Genomic DNA, 14,196 nt, shown 5'->3' with positions numbered 1-14,196 from the left:
AGCGAATAGCCTTTAGATTACTTTACTGGAAGCCCAAATAGCCTCGTAGAGTTTTATCTTTTCCATTGCAACGTCTGCCGAAATTGGAGCCAAATAAGTTGGCTTCTTTAGTGCAGCATCTTTAATTGATGCCCCCAGAACCCAACACTGCTCCTGATCCACAAAAATAATACGATCGTGAATCCCGTTGCTACTCCGCACTTCGATAGCAGAACCGAACTGAGCTTGGTACTTCTCAGCAGCAACTTTGACGTTACTCAAATATTTCGCAGTAAGCAGACGTGCGGAAACTCCAGAATTAAGTGACTGCATGTATCCATCAAAAACTTCAGCATCGAGATACGGATCCACTACCCAAAGCTCAGATCTTGCAGTTGCCACCAGCTCGTTGAGAGCTTTAAAGAAATCGTAGACGGCTCCTGGACCAAACGCTTGCCCAGCCTCTTGCGGAAGGGAATTCTCTACGCGGGCGATTACATCGTGGATGAACGAAACTAAGATCCCCAAGTTACCTGAACGGTCGATGTTTTTTATCAAACAGTCTACGGAAACTTTAAAAGAGAGGCTTTGAATGGGGTCCCATTCGTACATTATGGCACTAGCTTGGCCTAGCCAGCTGTACTGCTCATTGCTGTAGCTCCCTCGCCCCTCAAGAGGGGGAATGGACTGTAGTAGCGCCTTGAGCTTTTCAAGAAGAACGTGCGGTGTCATATATTCAGTCACTCCCATCCATGTGTAGACGACAATAGCAACGTAGTGTCATGTGCCATCTGTATCGCACAATCTTCCTTGTCCTTCGCCCTCCTTACCTACAGAACCGAGTACCAAGGTCGCGAAATGAGCGAGGAGAAATACCTACAATGCCCGCATCGAGAATACGAAGTCGCCAGCAATGTGTCTATGCTCATTGACGGGTAAGGCGCTGCGATCAATCAATGACCGTTTCTGGCAGATAGCAGATACCAGGGTCCTGTCGAAAATATGTCGAAATCAAAGGCACGGAAAGCTACGGAGTGAGACGCCTAAACAGCGAAAACAGTGGCATTGGAACGTATAGCAACGTTTCAAAGCACTGTCTGATAGGGTTCGATTCCCTTCGCCCGCTCCAGAATCCCAAGCAAAAGCCCCCGGCAGCGTGAGTTGCCGGGGGCTTTTGTGTTTTTGGCGTCGCCAAAGCCTGTCTTGTAAACTCCCTGGCAAACCTACATCCCCGGACCCGCCGCATGCCCGCCCTCGCCTCGCACCGGCAATCCCTGTCCTGGCTCCTGCTTACCCTCCTCCTTCTATTGATCCGCCCTGCCTGGGCCGATCAGGTGGTCGATGCCGCCAGCGTCACCACGCAGCCGCTGACGCTGACCACCTACGTCTCCGTGCTCGAAGACCCAACCGGCAACCTGACGCTGGCGGACGTGCAATCCCCCGAGCAACAGGCACGTTTCAAGAGCGACCAGCCGCCGGGCAGCGCGCTGGCGATGGGCTTCACCCGCTCGGCATTCTGGTTGAAGTTGCGGTTGGGCAACTCCAGCGACGCGCTGCTGCAGCGGTTTCTGGTTGTAGAGAACCCTCGGGTGTCCCATGTGCAGGCGAATATCCCGCAGGCGGATGGTTCGTATAAAACCATCAATACCGGCAGCGATGTGCCGCAGTCGAGCAAGGTCTACCCGAACCGCAATTTCGTCTTCCCGCTGAACCTGCCGGCGCGGTCGGAGCAGGTGGTGTACCTGCGGGTGGAGTCGAGCATCGGCTTGCTGGTGCCGCTACAGCTGTGGCCGGTGAAGGCGTTCCACGCCTACGAGCGCGACGACTACACCGGCAAGGCGTGGTACTTCGGCATCGCCATGGCGATGATCCTGTTCAACCTGATGCTGCTGTTTGCCCTGCGCGACCCGATCTACCTGCTCTACGTGGTCTTCGTCGGCTGCACGGCCTCGGCACTGGCGATCAAGAACGGGCTGGCGCCGGACTGGGCGATCTTCGGCGTGCCGCTCAACTCGAACATCGTCTACTACTCGGGCGTGTCGCTGGCCCTCGCCGCGCTGCTGCTGTTCGCTCGCAGGATGATGCAGCTCGAACGCATCCTGCCGCGCCTGGACTGGGTGCTGCGTGGGATGATCGTGCTGTACCTGCTCAGCCTTGTCGCCTACGCGTTCGCGCTGCCCTATGTGTCCCGCGCGGGCATCCTGCTGAACTTCGCTACTGCCGTGGTGCTGCTGGCGGCGGCCATCGCCTGCGCCTTAAAGCGCCAGCGCAGTGCGTTCTTCTTCCTCGCCGCCTTTGCGCTGCTGATGCTGGGCGGGGCGATGACCTCGCTGCGCGCCATGGGCATCGTGCCGACCAACCTGTTCACCGTGGACGGCCTGCAACTGGGCTCGGCGATGGAGATGATCGTCCTGGCTTTCGCCCTCGCCGACCGCTTCAACGTGATGCGCCGGGAAAAGGCGCGCGTGCAGGAGGAGCTGATCCGCGCCCAGCAGCAGCTTGTGGATAACCTGCGCACCTCCGAGCATGAACTGGAACTGCGCGTCGCCGAGCGTACCGATGAGCTGCGCGAGCTGAACAACCAGCTGGAAGCCATGAGTCTGACCGACGCCCTCACCGGCATCGCCAACCGCCGCCGTTTCGACCAGGTACTGGAGCAGGAATGGGGCCATGCGCGCCGTTCGGGCGAGTTGCTGGCGCTGGCGGTGGTCGATGTGGACTGGTTCAAGCGCTACAACGATCACTACGGCCACCCGGCCGGCGACGCCTGCCTGCGCGAGATCGCCCAGGCGCTGGCGACGACGGTCAACCGTTCGACCGATCTGGTGGCGCGTTACGGCGGCGAGGAGTTCGTCTTCCTCGCGCCGATGACCGACCTCGCCGGCGTGCGTGGCATGGCGAACAAGCTGCTACAGGCGGTGGAGGCCTTAGCCCTGCCCCACGAGCTTTCCCCGTTGGGGCGAGTGAGCGTGAGCATCGGCATTGCAGCAGCGGTGCCGGGGCAGGAAGCCTCTGCCGAGGCGCTGGTGGCAAGGGCGGACGCGGCGTTGTACGAGGCGAAGAAGCAGGGGCGCAATCAGGTGATGAGCAGTTAGCTTCAATCGATTGGCCGGTCGCCACGCAACTTTCCCAACCACCCACCGACACCCGCCGAGATCGTGCTGAACTTCGGCACGTCGTCCCAGGAAACCCACAGGCGCCCCTGCCAGTCGAGGACCGTCACCCGGTCGGAACGCCAGCTCATCTGGACGCGCCGAGGACGCTGCGGATCGACGCGCTCCTGATCGCGCAGCAGTGGGATCACCTCGTCCGACAACCAGCGCGCCACCGTGCGGTACTCCGCATGGCCGTAGCGGATCAGTGCCTTGTACAGCGCCGGCTCGTTGATTACCTCGACCTTCTCCTCAGTACCTCGGGCCTGCAACAGCCAGACGGTTCGCACCTTATCGCCCGACACCTTCCCCGCCAGGCTCTGCGGATTTCGCAGGCCGAGCAGCCGTGCGAAGTCTTGCGCGACGATCCAGGGTTGGTCGTCGATCAGCACGCCGCGCAAATGGTGGTTGTCACGCGTGAAGGTGGTGGCGGTGAAGAGATCATCCATGGCGAGCCTCCAGGGGCTGGAAAGAGCGATCCATTGCTTCGAGTCGCCAAGCTCGACATGGGGGAACTTTCAAAAGGGCAAGCGGATGCGCAGGCGCAAGGCTTCCCGTTCGAGAGAGGTTGGGTCAGTATTCAGCGTCCTGCAGGCAGTAACAGTTAGCGTAATTTTTACGCAAATATAGCTGACTGCGTAAATACTACTCCAATTGAATTTCCACAAAATGGATGCCGTACGAGATAGAGCACTTCTATTGATCAAGAAGCTAGGGCCGCGCCGTCTCAGCAATATGGGCGGGAAGAACTACGACCGCTGGCGAAACATCAGCAGCGAAAAAATCCGAATTAGTACTGTCGAAGTCGGAGTTCTCGCAGAAGCATTTCCCGAATACGCCTTGTGGCTGGTCAGCGGTCGCGTGGAGCCTCAGAACGGGCACATTAGCCCAGACGATCTGGAGAGTCCGGTTGATACCGACTAGCTGATCCAACTGAGGGAAACCGGCAATGCGGCAAGGAATGACTGATCGCGCACTACACCTGCTAGCACAGACGAATCTGAAAGATTTGGCTGAGGTAAACAGCAAAGCGTACGTCCGCTGGCAAAGCATCAAACGAGGACGAGCGCGATTTGCGCTGGAAGAGCTGGAACAGTTGCTAGAGCTTTATCCCCAGCTTCGATGGTGGGTGCTTACCGGTGAAACGCTGACAGCGACTGAACAGACGCACCCCACTACCCGCTGCAACAACCAGCCAGCGGGCGATACATCGGCTGACAGAGCTCGCGCCCTGATCAAACTGCTAGGCCCCAGAAAGACCAGCGCACATGGCGGCAGCTATGAGCGTTGGAGAAGTGTCAGCAAAGGCGCAGTTCGAGTGAGTAGCGAGGAAATCGACGTCCTGGTGAAGCTTTATCCGCAGTACGCGCTGTGGCTGGTCACCGGAAAACAAACGATGGATATCGAGCAGAAACGCCCGGATGAACTCTAAGTGAAAGGCCCCGATTTAATGGGGCTTTTCATTTGAGCCCAGGATCAACCCGCCTTCGCCCCATCCCTCTCCTTCAACAACGCCTGAATCACCTGCTCCTGCTCCTCATACCCGCCCTCGCCGATCGACAGGTGGCGAATCCGCCCCTGGGCGTCGATGAAGTAGTGCGCCGGCCAGTACTGGTTGGCGAAGGCGTTCCAGAGGCGGTACTGGTTATCCAGCGCCACGGGGTAGTGGATGTCGTGCTGTTTCACCGCTTCGCGGACGTTGGCCGGCACGCGTTCGAAGGGGTATTCCGGGGTATGCACGCCGATCACCACCAGGCCCTGGTCGGCGTACTTCTTCGCCCAGGCGTTCACGTACGGCAGGCTGTGCTGGCAGTTGATGCAGTCGTAGGTCCAGAAGTCGACCAGCACTACCTTGCCGCGCAGGTCACGCAGGCTCAGTTCGGGGCTGTTGATCCATTCCACTGCACCTTGCAGTTCCGGAGCCGGGCCAAGGTCAGGCAGGCGTTCGGCGCCGTGGGCCATGTCGCCGGGCAGCAGTTGGCTGATGAGCGCGGGCACGCCGTCGATGACTTTGCGCTCCAGGCTGTTCACTAGCGTGGATGAGCTACCGGAGGCGATCTGCGCGCTAGTGCCGCTGGCGATGCCGACCACGGCCAGCAACGCGAGCACGCCGGTGGCCCGGCGCAGGCCTTCGATGACAGTCATGCGCGGCCGCAGGTGCTGCATCAGCCGGCGACCGGCGAAGAGCACGACGCCCAGCACCGTGGCACTCCCCAGCCCGTAGGCAAACAGCAGCAGGCTGGTCTGCGCGCTCGGGCCTTGCAGCATGGCGCCGGAGAGAATCAGCCCCAGCACCGGCCCGGCACAGGGCGCCCACAACAGGCCGGCGGCGAAGCCCAGCACCCAGGTGGAAAGCGCCGGCGGCAGGCGACGGGATTCGCCCTGCAGGCGATCGCCGATCCACGCCCAGGGCTTGGCCAGTGCGTCGCTGAAACGCGGCCAGAGCAGCGCAACGGCGGAAACCGACAGCAGCGCGAGGGCGAAGTAACGCCCCCACTCGCTGGCGGCAATCACCCAGTTGCTGGAGACGGTCGCCAGGCTCGCCAGCACGGCGAAGCCGCTGGCCAGGCCGAGCAGCGTGACCCACGGCGACCACGCCGGGCCGCCGGCGCGCTGCAGCAACAGGGGCAGTACGGGAAGGATGCAGGGGCTGAGCAGGGTCAGCGCCCCGCCGAGAAAGGCGATGAGCAACATGGGCACCTCGGTGGGCCGTCGGCCCGTGGGGTTCACGCTTGGGATAAACGCCAGGAACTGAACGCCGCGGCCTTCGAAGGCCGCGGCGCAGAGGAATCAGCCGCCTTCGTTGCAGTTGGTGGCGAATTTGCGATAGGCCAGGCTGTGCGGCTGGCCGCTGGAATCCAGGTAGTCCATGCGGGCATTGACGATGCCGCAATCGAACGGCGAGGCGTTCTCTTCGTGGATGGCCAGGACGCGCTTCACGTCCAGTTTCTGACCGTAGTGGTAAGTCTCGGCGGGCTGGGTGTCGGCGGCCTGGGCGCTGAAGCTGGCGAAGGCGGCGACGGCAGCGAAGAGGCAAGCGTTGGCGAGTTGGATGGCTTTCATGGTGGTTCTCCTGTCCTGTGTCGGGTTTGGCCGGCGGGGGCTGTGTGCCTCGCCGTTGGTGCCCATTTCACGTTCAGGAGGTATCGGGCTTGTGTCGCGCAGGGCCCGGGTTTGCCGCGCCGGGTATCGGCGGCGGCTATAGATACAGTGGAATACAAAGCACGGAAGGCAAGCGCGGCGCTGCGCTATAAACTCGCCTCAACCCACTACGAACGAGGAACCGGCATGGACCATGTCGATCACGTACTGATCGTCGACGACGACCGCGAGATCCGCGAGCTGGTCGGCAACTACCTGAAGAAGAACGGCCTGCGCGTGAGCCTGGCGGGAGACGGCCGGCAGATGCGCGCCTTCCTCGATGCCAACAGCGTCGACCTGATCGTCCTCGACATCATGATGCCCGGCGACGACGGTCTGAAGCTGTGCCGCGAGCTGCGCGTGGGCAAGCACAAGTCCACGCCGGTGCTGATGCTCACCGCGCGCAACGACGAGACCGATCGCATCATCGGCCTGGAAATGGGCGCCGACGACTACCTCACCAAGCCCTTCTCCGCCCGCGAGCTGCTGGCACGGATCAACGCCGTGCTGCGCCGTACCCGCATGCTGCCGCCGAACCTGCAGGTCAGCGAGGCCAGCCGGCTGATCGGCTTCGGCCGCTGGAAGCTCGACACCACCGCGCGCCACCTGCTGGATGAAGACGGCACCCTGGTCGCCCTGAGCGGCGCCGAATACCGCCTGCTGCGGGTGTTCGTCGATCACCCGCAGCGCGTGCTCAGCCGCGAGCAACTGCTGAACCTCACCCAGGGCCGTGAAGCGGACATCTTCGACCGCTCCATCGACCTGCTGGTCAGCCGCCTGCGCCAGCGCCTGCTGGATGACGCCCGCGAGCCGGCCTACATCAAGACGGTGCGCAGCGAAGGCTACGTCTTCGCGCTGGCCGTCGAACTGCTCGAGCCCAACCAATGAAATCCCTCTTGCACTGGCCACGCACGCTGGCCGCGCGCCTAGCGCTGATCTTCCTCGCCGGGCTGGTGTTCGCCTACAGCCTGTCGTTCTGCTCGCAGTTCTACGAGCGCTACCAGAGTGCGCGCAGCATGATGCTGGGCAACCTGGAGACCGACGTCAGCACCGCCGTCGCCCTGCTCGACCGCCTGCCCAAGGATGAGCGCGAGGCCTGGCTGCCGATGGTGCAGCGGCCCAACTACCGCTACCGGCTGGATGGCGGTGAACCGGGCGAGCCGATGAACATGGCGCAGGCGCCGATGGCGGCGACGTCCATTGCCGACTCCATTGGCCCGCGCTACGCCTTGCGCTTCGAGGACATTCCCGGCTCCATTCCGCACTTCCAGGCGCACCTCAAACTCGCCGACGGCATGCCGCTGACCATCGATGTGACGCCCAAGGGTGTGCCGGTCGCGCAATGGTTGCCCTGGGTGCTGGTTGTGCAACTGGCGCTGCTGCTGTTCTGCACCTGGATTGCTGTGCGCCTGGCGATCCGTCCGCTCACGCGTCTGGCCCAGGCCGTGGATCATCTCGATCCGGATGCCCCGGCGCCGGAGCTGGACGAACGCGGCCCCAGCGAAGTCGCCTACGCCGCCCGTGCATTCAACGCACTGCAGGGCCGCATCGGCTCCTACCTCAAGGAGCGCATGCAACTGCTCGCCGCCATCTCCCACGACCTGCAGACGCCCATCACGCGGATGAAGCTGCGCGTCGAGCAGATGGACGACTCGCCCGAGCGCGAACGCCTGTGGAGTGACCTGGAAGAGATGCAGCACCTGGTCCGCGAAGGCGTGGCCTACGCACGCAGCATGGACGGCGCCAGCGAGGCGGCGGTGAAGGTCAACCTTGACGCCTTCCTAGACAGCCTGGTCCTCGACTACCAGGACAGCGGCCAGGCCGTGGAGCTGCAGGGCAACAGCAACGCCGTGCTGGAAACCCGCCCCCACGCGCTGCGCCGGGTACTCACCAACCTGGTGGACAACGCGCTGAAGTTCGGCGGGGCCGCCCAGGTGGAAGTCGAGCGCGATACCCAGGGCATCGTGTGTGTTCGTGTACTCGACGACGGCCCGGGCATTCCCGAGGAAGAGCTCGCCGAAGTGGTGAAGCCGTTCTACCGGGTGGAAAGCTCGCGCAACCGCAGCACCGGCGGCACCGGCCTCGGGCTGGCGATCGCCCTGCAGCTGAGCCAGGCGCTGGGCGGCACGCTGACCCTGTCCAACCGCACCAGCGGCGGGCTGTGCGTGCAACTGGAATTGCCGCCCGCCCGATGATGTACACAGAGATACAAGACGGCCTTCCCCGGACACATCCGGGATAAGGCCCGTCGACAAGATGGCTCCACGAACAGCGGTGGCACCCCGCCCGCCGCGTTCCCCAAAGGAGCCCGCCATGAACCGTCCCGCCGAACCTGCCCGCCTGCATGGCTGGCGCCTGTTTTCCCTGCTTTCGCTGCTGGTGCTTATCGTCACCGCGCTGGCCCTGTGGTCCCAGCCGCAAGGGGTGGAGGCGCTGCGCAGCTCGATCCGCGTCACCGCCCGCACTTCATTCGCGCTGTTCCTCGCCACCTTCCTCGCCTCGTCCCTGGCAGCGCTGGTGCCGAGTGATTTCACCCGTGGCCTGCTGCGCGAAAGACGCTTCCTCGGGCTGGCCTTCGCCTTCTCCCACGCCGTGCACGCGGTGCTGATCATCCTCTACGTGAAGTTCTTCCCCGAGACCTTCTGGAACGGCCGCAGCGTCGCCGCGAACATTCCCGGCTCGGTCGGCTACCTGTTCATCGCCCTGCTGGCCGTCACCTCCTTCCCCTACGCGGTGAAGCTGCTCGGCGCCCGCGCCTGGAAGGGCCTGCACAGCACCGGCACCTGGGTGATCGCCGGGGTGTTCTTCCTGTCCTTCTACAAGCGCCTGCCAATGGGCTCCTGGTACCCGCTGGGCTTCGGCCTGATCTTCAGCGCCATCGCCTTCAAGCTCATCGCCAAGCTGGCCGTCCGCCTGCGCCGTAGCGTACGTCCCGCGCTGCCGAGCGCCTGATCCCGACTTCTCCGCCACCGGGCGAAACCCTCGCCCGGCCGCCCAAGCCCTGCCCTAGACCGACTGCCCACAATAATGCCCACGAGGTGCGCCATGACCCTGCTGACCCTGAACCCGCTCAAGACCGCTTTCGACCAACTCGACCGCCTCGCCGCCTGGGGCTGGGACATCCCGTTGCGGCTGTTCCTGGCCTGGGAATTCTTCGAGTCGGGCCTGGAGAAATGGCACGGCGACAACTGGTTCGAACAGATCCACGCCAGCTTCCCCTTCCCTTTCAACCACTTCTCCGCCGGCTTCGACTGGCAGGTGTCGATGTGGGCCGAGCTTATCGCGCCGGTGTTGTTGCTCCTGGGGCTGGCGACTCGTTTCGCCTCGGCCTCGCTGATCGTGGTGACCCTCGTCGCCATCGCCGCAGTGCATTGGCCGGCGCAGTGGTCGAGCCTGGCGGAACTGGCCCAGGGCTACTCGATTACCGATCATGGTTTTGGCAACTACAAGCTGCCGCTGATCTACCTGGTAGCGCTGGTGCCGCTGGTGTTGAAGGGAGCGGGAGCGCTGAGTGTGGATGGGCTGGTGCGGCGGGTAATGGAAGCTTCGCGGAACGTCTGATAGGCTGGCGATTCATCTGGTCGACCCACGACGCCCTCTCCTTCTGGAGAGGGCGTTTTTGTTTGCCTGCGGGAAGTCGGCGCGAGGGGTCGAACGCGGACCTTGTCCGCTGTTCGCGGGCATGGCCCGCTCCTACAGGGTACGTATTGCCCTCGGGTTTTCCTTCCAGCCTGGACTCCGCCGCTGTGATCGTAGGGCGCATAACGCGCCAGCGTTATCCGTCGCAAGGCAATTGGCGGATAACCCGTTCCGGGTTATTCGCCCTACGTGCGGCCCTGGCTTTGGCTTTGGCTTTGGCTTTGGCTTTGGCTTTGGCTTCAAAGACTTCCAGAGAAACGTCCGCGCGCCGAATGCCCCGTTCAGGAGGCCTCGTTGAAGCGGAGTCTCAGGGGTTGAGCGACATGGATGTCGCGAGAGCGGCGATGAGCCAGGGATGGCCCTTCGACGCGGGCCCCTGAAACTTCGCTTCAACGAGGGAATTTTTCGCCTAAGCGAAAAACCGGATGTCCGGGGCAAGACCTTTTGGTTCCTTTTGGGAGGGCGGCTATCCGACGTTTGCCAAAAGGAACTCGCCCGAGGGGGCGAAACCAGAAGCCCGCGCGTACGCCGAAGCGGCGCAGACACACCAAACCCCAAGCAAGAGCAAGAACGTCGCGGAGAAGCTCCGCTCCCACAGGGAAGCACCTCGCACGCCGATAGGACACAAAAAAGCCCGCGCACCGATGAAGGTGCGCGGGCTGTGCTGTGGACAAGGGATCGATCAGGGAATGACGAACCCCACCTCGATATTGCCGCGCGAAGCCTTGGAATACGGGCAGATCTGATGCGCCTCGTCGACCAGCTTCGCCTTGTCCTCCGCCTCCAGCCCTGGCAGGTGCACGGTGAGCTGGGCGGCCAGGGCGAAGCCGCCGTCGGCGGTGTTGCCCAGGGAGACTTCGGCGTCCACCGCCACATCGGCCGGCAGGCGCACGTTCAGCTTCTGCCCGGCGCGGCGCAGGGCGCCGATGAAGCAGGCGGACCAGCCGATGGCGAACAGTTGCTCGGGATTGGTGCCGGGGCGGCCGGAGCCGGGTGGGCTCAGGGGCAGGTCCAGTTCACCGTCGGTGGTCTGGCCGCGACCATCACGACCTCCGGTGGTGTGGGTGTGGGCGGTGTAGATCACGGTTGCCAGGGTGTCGGTCATGACGCTTCTCCTTCAGGGGCGATGCAACGAGGGACGATGTGGAGTGGTGCAATTCGGGCGGGTGCCGAGCACCACGCCCTGTTCTTTCAGGCTGCGCAGCAGGGCAACGCCCTGCCCTTCGATGGCGGCCGGTTCGACGCCGGCGATTTCAGCCAGCGCCTTGAGGTGTTGGCGACCGGTGAGCTGCCACTGTTGCAGCGACACCAGCAGAGCATGGGCCAACGGGGCCAGACGCGAGAAGTACACCTTCAGGTCGGTATCCCGGCGCACCAGCAGCAGTGTCGGTTCGGCCGGGGCGTCCAGGGGAATGTGTTGCGGACCGATGTGGCTGACCGGCCAGGCATAAGCCAGCGGCGCGGCGAGCGCTGACAGCAGCGGCACACCCTCGAGCAGGTCACCGTCCGGGTCGTGGGCCGGCTCGGCGTTGTCGCTGAGCAGCAGCGCGGTCTCGATGAGTTCGTAGTGCGCCAGTTCAGCGACCCAGCCGGGCTGCTCGCTGCACCCCTCCAGGTAGTCGACGAACTCGCCGGCCACCTCGGTGAACAGCGGCGTCTGGCAGTGGAAGCTGGCGTAGAAATCCTCCGTCAGCGCCTGCCACTGTTCACTTGGCAGGCTGGCATGCAGCACCGGGAAGTTGCCGGCGAGCAGCGCTTGCAGGTTGCCGAAGAACAGTTGCCGGTACACCGCCAGGCGCCGCGCCTCGATGCCGGGCGGCGGCTCGTTGGCCTGCGGGTCGCGGATGTAGCGGGTCATGCGCAACTGCTGCTCGCGCAAGGTCTCAGCCATGACGCACCTCCGGTCGGCGCGCGGATGTTTGCAGGTGGCGGATGGTGGCTACTTCGCCGAGCAACTCGGCCAGCGGCGGCAGGTTGAAGTCGCGTTCCAGCAGGGTCGGGACGCTGCCCAGGTGCTGGTAGGCGCTGGCCAGCAGGCTCCAGACGTCGTCCTTCACGGCGGCGCCGTGGGTGTCGATCTTCAGGTCCGGCGCTTCGTCGTAATGGCCGGCGACGTGCAGGCAGGCGACGCGCTCGGCCGGCACGCGGGCCAGGAAGCCGGCGGCGTCGTAGCCATGGTTGTGGGCGTTGACGTAGAGGTTGTTGACGTCCAGCAGCAGGTCGCAGTCAGCCTCGCCGAGCACCGCGAGGAGGAAGTCGATCTCGCTCAGCGCCTGGTAGGGCGCGGCGTAGTAGGAGATGTTTTCCACGGCGATGCGGCGACCGAGGACGTCCTGCACCTCACGGATGCGGCTGGCGATGTGGCGCACGGCCTCGTCGGTGAAGGGCATGGGAATCAGGTCGTAGAGGTGGCCTTCGTCGGAGCAGTAACTCAGGTGTTCGCTGAACAGCGGTACCTGGTGCTGGTCGAGAAATTCGCGGACGCGACCGAGGAATACATGGTCCAGCGGTTCCGGCCCGCCCAGGGACAGCGACAGGCCATGGCAGGACAGCGGGAAGCGTTCGGCCAGACGGGCCAGCCCTTCACCATAGGTCCCGCCGACGCCGATCCAGTTGTCCGGGGCGACTTCGAGGAAGTCCACGGCGCGGTCGTCCAGGGTCAGCAGGTCAGGCAGCATCGCGCGGCGCAGGCCGAGGCCGGCTCCCTGCAGGGCTACGGAAGGGGTCATGGCAGTCTCCTTGGCGAAGTGCCCTCCCCGGCCATCGGCTCGGGGAGGGGCAGCGTCGGTCAGTTCTTGGCCTGGCTCAGCTTGCTGTACAGGTCGGACGGGAAAGGCTTGCCGTTGGAGTCGAACTGGTTCTTGCGGAACTGGTAGACCTCGGCCTCGGAGAGGTAGCCGTCGTGGTTGGCGTCGATGGCGTCGAACTCCGCGCCCGCCTTGGGTGCCACGGCCAGCAGTTCGGCGCGGGAGACGCGGCCGTCGTGATCGGCATCGGTGCGGGCAAAGGAGGCATCGCCGCACTTGCCTTCACCGCACTTGCCCTCGGCGCCGGTGGCCTTGGCCTGGGCGCCGTCGGCACCGCATTTGCCTTCGCCGCACTTGCCTTCGCCCTGGCTCACCTTGGCTTTGGCCTTGGCCTCGTTGGCACCGCACTTGCCCTCGCCACACTTGCCCTCGCCGGCCTTGGCGGCGGAAGCCAGCTGGTAGCCCTGCGGCAGGGCTTCGACGGCGAAAGCGGAGGACGCCATGTTCAAGCCGCCAGCCAGCGCGATAGCGATCAGGCCCAGTTGAGTCTTCGAGGTACGAGTCATGCTGCTTCTCCAGATGCTGTGGCGCTTGCTGCGCCGAGTCATGCCGCAAGGGCGAATCCCTGGAACGAGGCACTGGAGGTTTCCCAGCCGTTGCGCCGTGTCGTTCGGGTAGGGCTATTTCGCCGCAGTGATGTATCGCGGACGTATCGGCGTCTGGAGGCTTTTGTATGCGTGTGTCCGCTCAGGGAGCGGTGGATACAAAGGAATACATTCGGGGGGGTTTGGAGCGGGGACTGTTCGCGAGCAAGAACCAGGCGTCCCCCTCGCTCCTACGCAGAGCAGCATGGCGTGGACCTGTAGGAGCGAGCTTGCTCGCGAACCAGAGACGTGCTCAGGTCGAAGAAGCGCAACACATAAAGAAAGGGCCGCAGAGCGGCCCGATCCTGCGGGACGGAGAGATCAGCCCGCGCGCTTGGCCGCGATGGCGGTGACTTCCACCTTCATGCCCTCGACGGCCAGCTCGGAGATACCGACGGCGGCGCGCACCGGGTAGGGCTTGGCGAAGAAGCTGCAGTACACCTCGTTGAACGCGGCGCGATCGGCCATGCTGGTGAGGTAGATGGTCAGGTGCAGTACGTGGTCCAGGCCGCTACCGGCCTTTTCCAGGGCCAGTTGCAGGCTGCGCAGGGTCGCCACGCTCTGGGCCTTGATGTCGCCCAGTTCCAGGCTGCCGTCCTCGAGGGTGGGGATCTGCGTGGAAACCAGCAGGCCGCCGAAGCCGGCGACGTCGGAGGAGATGGATTCGGGGTCCGCGTCGGGGATGAAGGTAGGCGTCATGGGACAAATCTCTGCTGTCGGTGAATGGGGCACGTCGCCGCAGCGGGTGCGGCGGCCGGGTCGCGCAGCTTAGCCGCATCGCCCCGATGCGCGCCATGTCACCGTGCCCGCAGCCCCCGGAAACAGTGACATTGCTTATATACGCGGAACTTCCAAATGCGTTATGTCAACTCGACCAACGTCCTGATTATTACA

At 63.7% G+C, this 14,196-nt stretch carries 15 protein-coding genes; 6 read left to right on the top strand and 9 right to left on the bottom strand.

The genetic code is table 11. The features are described 5' to 3' along the window. Window positions 1-12: 12 nt before the first annotated feature. A complete protein-coding gene (locus tag IB273_RS19135; protein ID WP_192224772.1) occupies window positions 13-711 on the bottom strand; it encodes a hypothetical protein in 699 nt (232 codons plus the stop codon). A 512-nt stretch (window positions 712-1,223) separates the two neighbouring features. Between IB273_RS19135 and IB273_RS19130 the strand changes: the two genes are divergently transcribed. Next, window positions 1,224-3,074 carry a diguanylate cyclase gene (locus IB273_RS19130; protein WP_192224771.1) on the top strand — a complete coding sequence of 617 codons (1,851 nt, stop codon included), beginning with the start codon at window positions 1,224-1,226 and terminating at the stop codon, window positions 3,072-3,074. Window positions 3,075-3,076: 2 nt separating this feature from the next. Here the strand turns inward: IB273_RS19130 and IB273_RS19125 are convergent, their stop codons facing one another. Further along, window positions 3,077-3,580 (bottom strand): Bro-N domain-containing protein, encoded by a 504-nt coding sequence (locus tag IB273_RS19125; protein ID WP_192224770.1) that lies wholly within the window; start codon window positions 3,578-3,580, stop codon window positions 3,077-3,079. A gap of 512 nt (window positions 3,581-4,092) precedes the next feature. Between IB273_RS19125 and IB273_RS31470 the strand changes: the two genes are divergently transcribed. Further along, complete coding sequence (locus IB273_RS31470) at window positions 4,093-4,563, top strand: hypothetical protein (protein ID WP_225610215.1); 471 nt, start codon at window positions 4,093-4,095, stop codon at window positions 4,561-4,563. A gap of 44 nt (window positions 4,564-4,607) precedes the next feature. Here the strand turns inward: IB273_RS31470 and IB273_RS19115 are convergent, their stop codons facing one another. Beyond that, a complete protein-coding gene (locus tag IB273_RS19115) occupies window positions 4,608-5,825 on the bottom strand; it encodes a cytochrome c biogenesis protein DipZ (RefSeq protein ID WP_192224769.1) in 1,218 nt (405 codons plus the stop codon). A 96-nt stretch (window positions 5,826-5,921) separates the two neighbouring features. After that, on the bottom strand, window positions 5,922-6,194 hold the full coding sequence (locus tag IB273_RS19110; RefSeq protein ID WP_192209924.1) for a DUF2790 domain-containing protein: 273 nt from the start codon (window positions 6,192-6,194) through the stop codon (window positions 5,922-5,924). Window positions 6,195-6,419: 225 nt separating this feature from the next. Here IB273_RS19110 and IB273_RS19105 point away from each other — a divergent pair, with 225 nt between their 5' ends. From IB273_RS19105 to IB273_RS19090, 4 genes are all read left to right on the top strand, one after another. Then, complete coding sequence (locus IB273_RS19105) at window positions 6,420-7,160, top strand: response regulator (RefSeq protein WP_081517582.1); 741 nt, start codon at window positions 6,420-6,422, stop codon at window positions 7,158-7,160. After that, the gene (locus tag IB273_RS19100; RefSeq protein WP_151189545.1) at window positions 7,157-8,467 is read left to right on the top strand and encodes an ATP-binding protein; all 1,311 of its coding nucleotides are present in this window, start codon (window positions 7,157-7,159) and stop codon (window positions 8,465-8,467) included. Before IB273_RS19105 ends, IB273_RS19100 begins: the two co-directional genes overlap by 4 nt. Before the next feature lie 118 nt (window positions 8,468-8,585). After that, window positions 8,586-9,224 (top strand): ferric reductase-like transmembrane domain-containing protein, encoded by a 639-nt coding sequence (locus IB273_RS19095; RefSeq protein WP_192224768.1) that lies wholly within the window; start codon window positions 8,586-8,588, stop codon window positions 9,222-9,224. 93 nt (window positions 9,225-9,317) lie between these two features. Then, window positions 9,318-9,833 carry a DoxX family protein gene (locus IB273_RS19090; protein WP_192224767.1) on the top strand — a complete coding sequence of 172 codons (516 nt, stop codon included), beginning with the start codon at window positions 9,318-9,320 and terminating at the stop codon, window positions 9,831-9,833. Between the two features lie 760 nt (window positions 9,834-10,593). Here the strand turns inward: IB273_RS19090 and IB273_RS19085 are convergent. From IB273_RS19085 to IB273_RS19065, 5 genes are all read right to left on the bottom strand, one after another. Next, window positions 10,594-11,016 carry an organic hydroperoxide resistance protein gene (locus IB273_RS19085; protein WP_081517574.1) on the bottom strand — a complete coding sequence of 141 codons (423 nt, stop codon included), beginning with the start codon at window positions 11,014-11,016 and terminating at the stop codon, window positions 10,594-10,596. A gap of 12 nt (window positions 11,017-11,028) precedes the next feature. Beyond that, window positions 11,029-11,802, bottom strand: coding sequence for a DUF2063 domain-containing protein (locus IB273_RS19080; protein ID WP_192224766.1), 774 nt, complete (start codon window positions 11,800-11,802; stop codon window positions 11,029-11,031). Continuing rightward, window positions 11,795-12,640, bottom strand: coding sequence for a DUF692 domain-containing protein (locus IB273_RS19075; protein WP_192224765.1), 846 nt, complete (start codon window positions 12,638-12,640; stop codon window positions 11,795-11,797). Before IB273_RS19075 ends, IB273_RS19080 begins: the two co-directional genes overlap by 8 nt. 59 nt (window positions 12,641-12,699) lie before the next feature. Next, the gene (locus tag IB273_RS19070) at window positions 12,700-13,224 is read right to left on the bottom strand and encodes a hypothetical protein (RefSeq protein ID WP_081517571.1); all 525 of its coding nucleotides are present in this window, start codon (window positions 13,222-13,224) and stop codon (window positions 12,700-12,702) included. Window positions 13,225-13,623: 399 nt separating this feature from the next. Next, complete coding sequence (locus IB273_RS19065) at window positions 13,624-14,001, bottom strand: RidA family protein (RefSeq protein WP_081517570.1); 378 nt, start codon at window positions 13,999-14,001, stop codon at window positions 13,624-13,626. Window positions 14,002-14,196: the final 195 nt, after the last annotated feature.

Source organism: Pseudomonas sp. PDM19 (genome assembly GCF_014852215.1).
Lineage (GTDB): Bacteria > Pseudomonadota > Gammaproteobacteria > Pseudomonadales > Pseudomonadaceae > Pseudomonas.
The sequence above is the reverse complement of the archived record's forward strand: the minus strand, read 5'-3'. Positions and strand labels throughout refer to the sequence as shown.

What these genes read in the sequence shown, in the direction of transcription:
- IB273_RS19130 (WP_192224771.1), top strand. Translation starts at nt 1,224, where the DNA reads ATGCCCGCCCTCGCCTCGCACCGGCAATCCCTGTCCTGGCTCCTGCTT.
- IB273_RS19065 (WP_081517570.1), bottom strand. Translation starts at nt 14,001, where the DNA reads ATGACGCCTACCTTCATCCCCGACGCGGACCCCGAATCCATCTCCTCC.
- IB273_RS19135 (WP_192224772.1), bottom strand. Translation starts at nt 711, where the DNA reads ATGACACCGCACGTTCTTCTTGAAAAGCTCAAGGCGCTACTACAGTCC.
- IB273_RS19110 (WP_192209924.1), bottom strand. Translation starts at nt 6,194, where the DNA reads ATGAAAGCCATCCAACTCGCCAACGCTTGCCTCTTCGCTGCCGTCGCC.
- IB273_RS19090 (WP_192224767.1), top strand. Translation starts at nt 9,318, where the DNA reads ATGACCCTGCTGACCCTGAACCCGCTCAAGACCGCTTTCGACCAACTC.
- IB273_RS19105 (WP_081517582.1), top strand. Translation starts at nt 6,420, where the DNA reads ATGGACCATGTCGATCACGTACTGATCGTCGACGACGACCGCGAGATC.
- IB273_RS19125 (WP_192224770.1), bottom strand. Translation starts at nt 3,580, where the DNA reads ATGGATGATCTCTTCACCGCCACCACCTTCACGCGTGACAACCACCAT.
- IB273_RS31470 (WP_225610215.1), top strand. Translation starts at nt 4,093, where the DNA reads ATGACTGATCGCGCACTACACCTGCTAGCACAGACGAATCTGAAAGAT.
- IB273_RS19080 (WP_192224766.1), bottom strand. Translation starts at nt 11,802, where the DNA reads ATGGCTGAGACCTTGCGCGAGCAGCAGTTGCGCATGACCCGCTACATC.
- IB273_RS19115 (WP_192224769.1), bottom strand. Translation starts at nt 5,825, where the DNA reads ATGTTGCTCATCGCCTTTCTCGGCGGGGCGCTGACCCTGCTCAGCCCC.
- IB273_RS19095 (WP_192224768.1), top strand. Translation starts at nt 8,586, where the DNA reads ATGAACCGTCCCGCCGAACCTGCCCGCCTGCATGGCTGGCGCCTGTTT.
- IB273_RS19085 (WP_081517574.1), bottom strand. Translation starts at nt 11,016, where the DNA reads ATGACCGACACCCTGGCAACCGTGATCTACACCGCCCACACCCACACC.
- IB273_RS19075 (WP_192224765.1), bottom strand. Translation starts at nt 12,640, where the DNA reads ATGACCCCTTCCGTAGCCCTGCAGGGAGCCGGCCTCGGCCTGCGCCGC.
- IB273_RS19100 (WP_151189545.1), top strand. Translation starts at nt 7,157, where the DNA reads ATGAAATCCCTCTTGCACTGGCCACGCACGCTGGCCGCGCGCCTAGCG.
- IB273_RS19070 (WP_081517571.1), bottom strand. Translation starts at nt 13,224, where the DNA reads ATGACTCGTACCTCGAAGACTCAACTGGGCCTGATCGCTATCGCGCTG.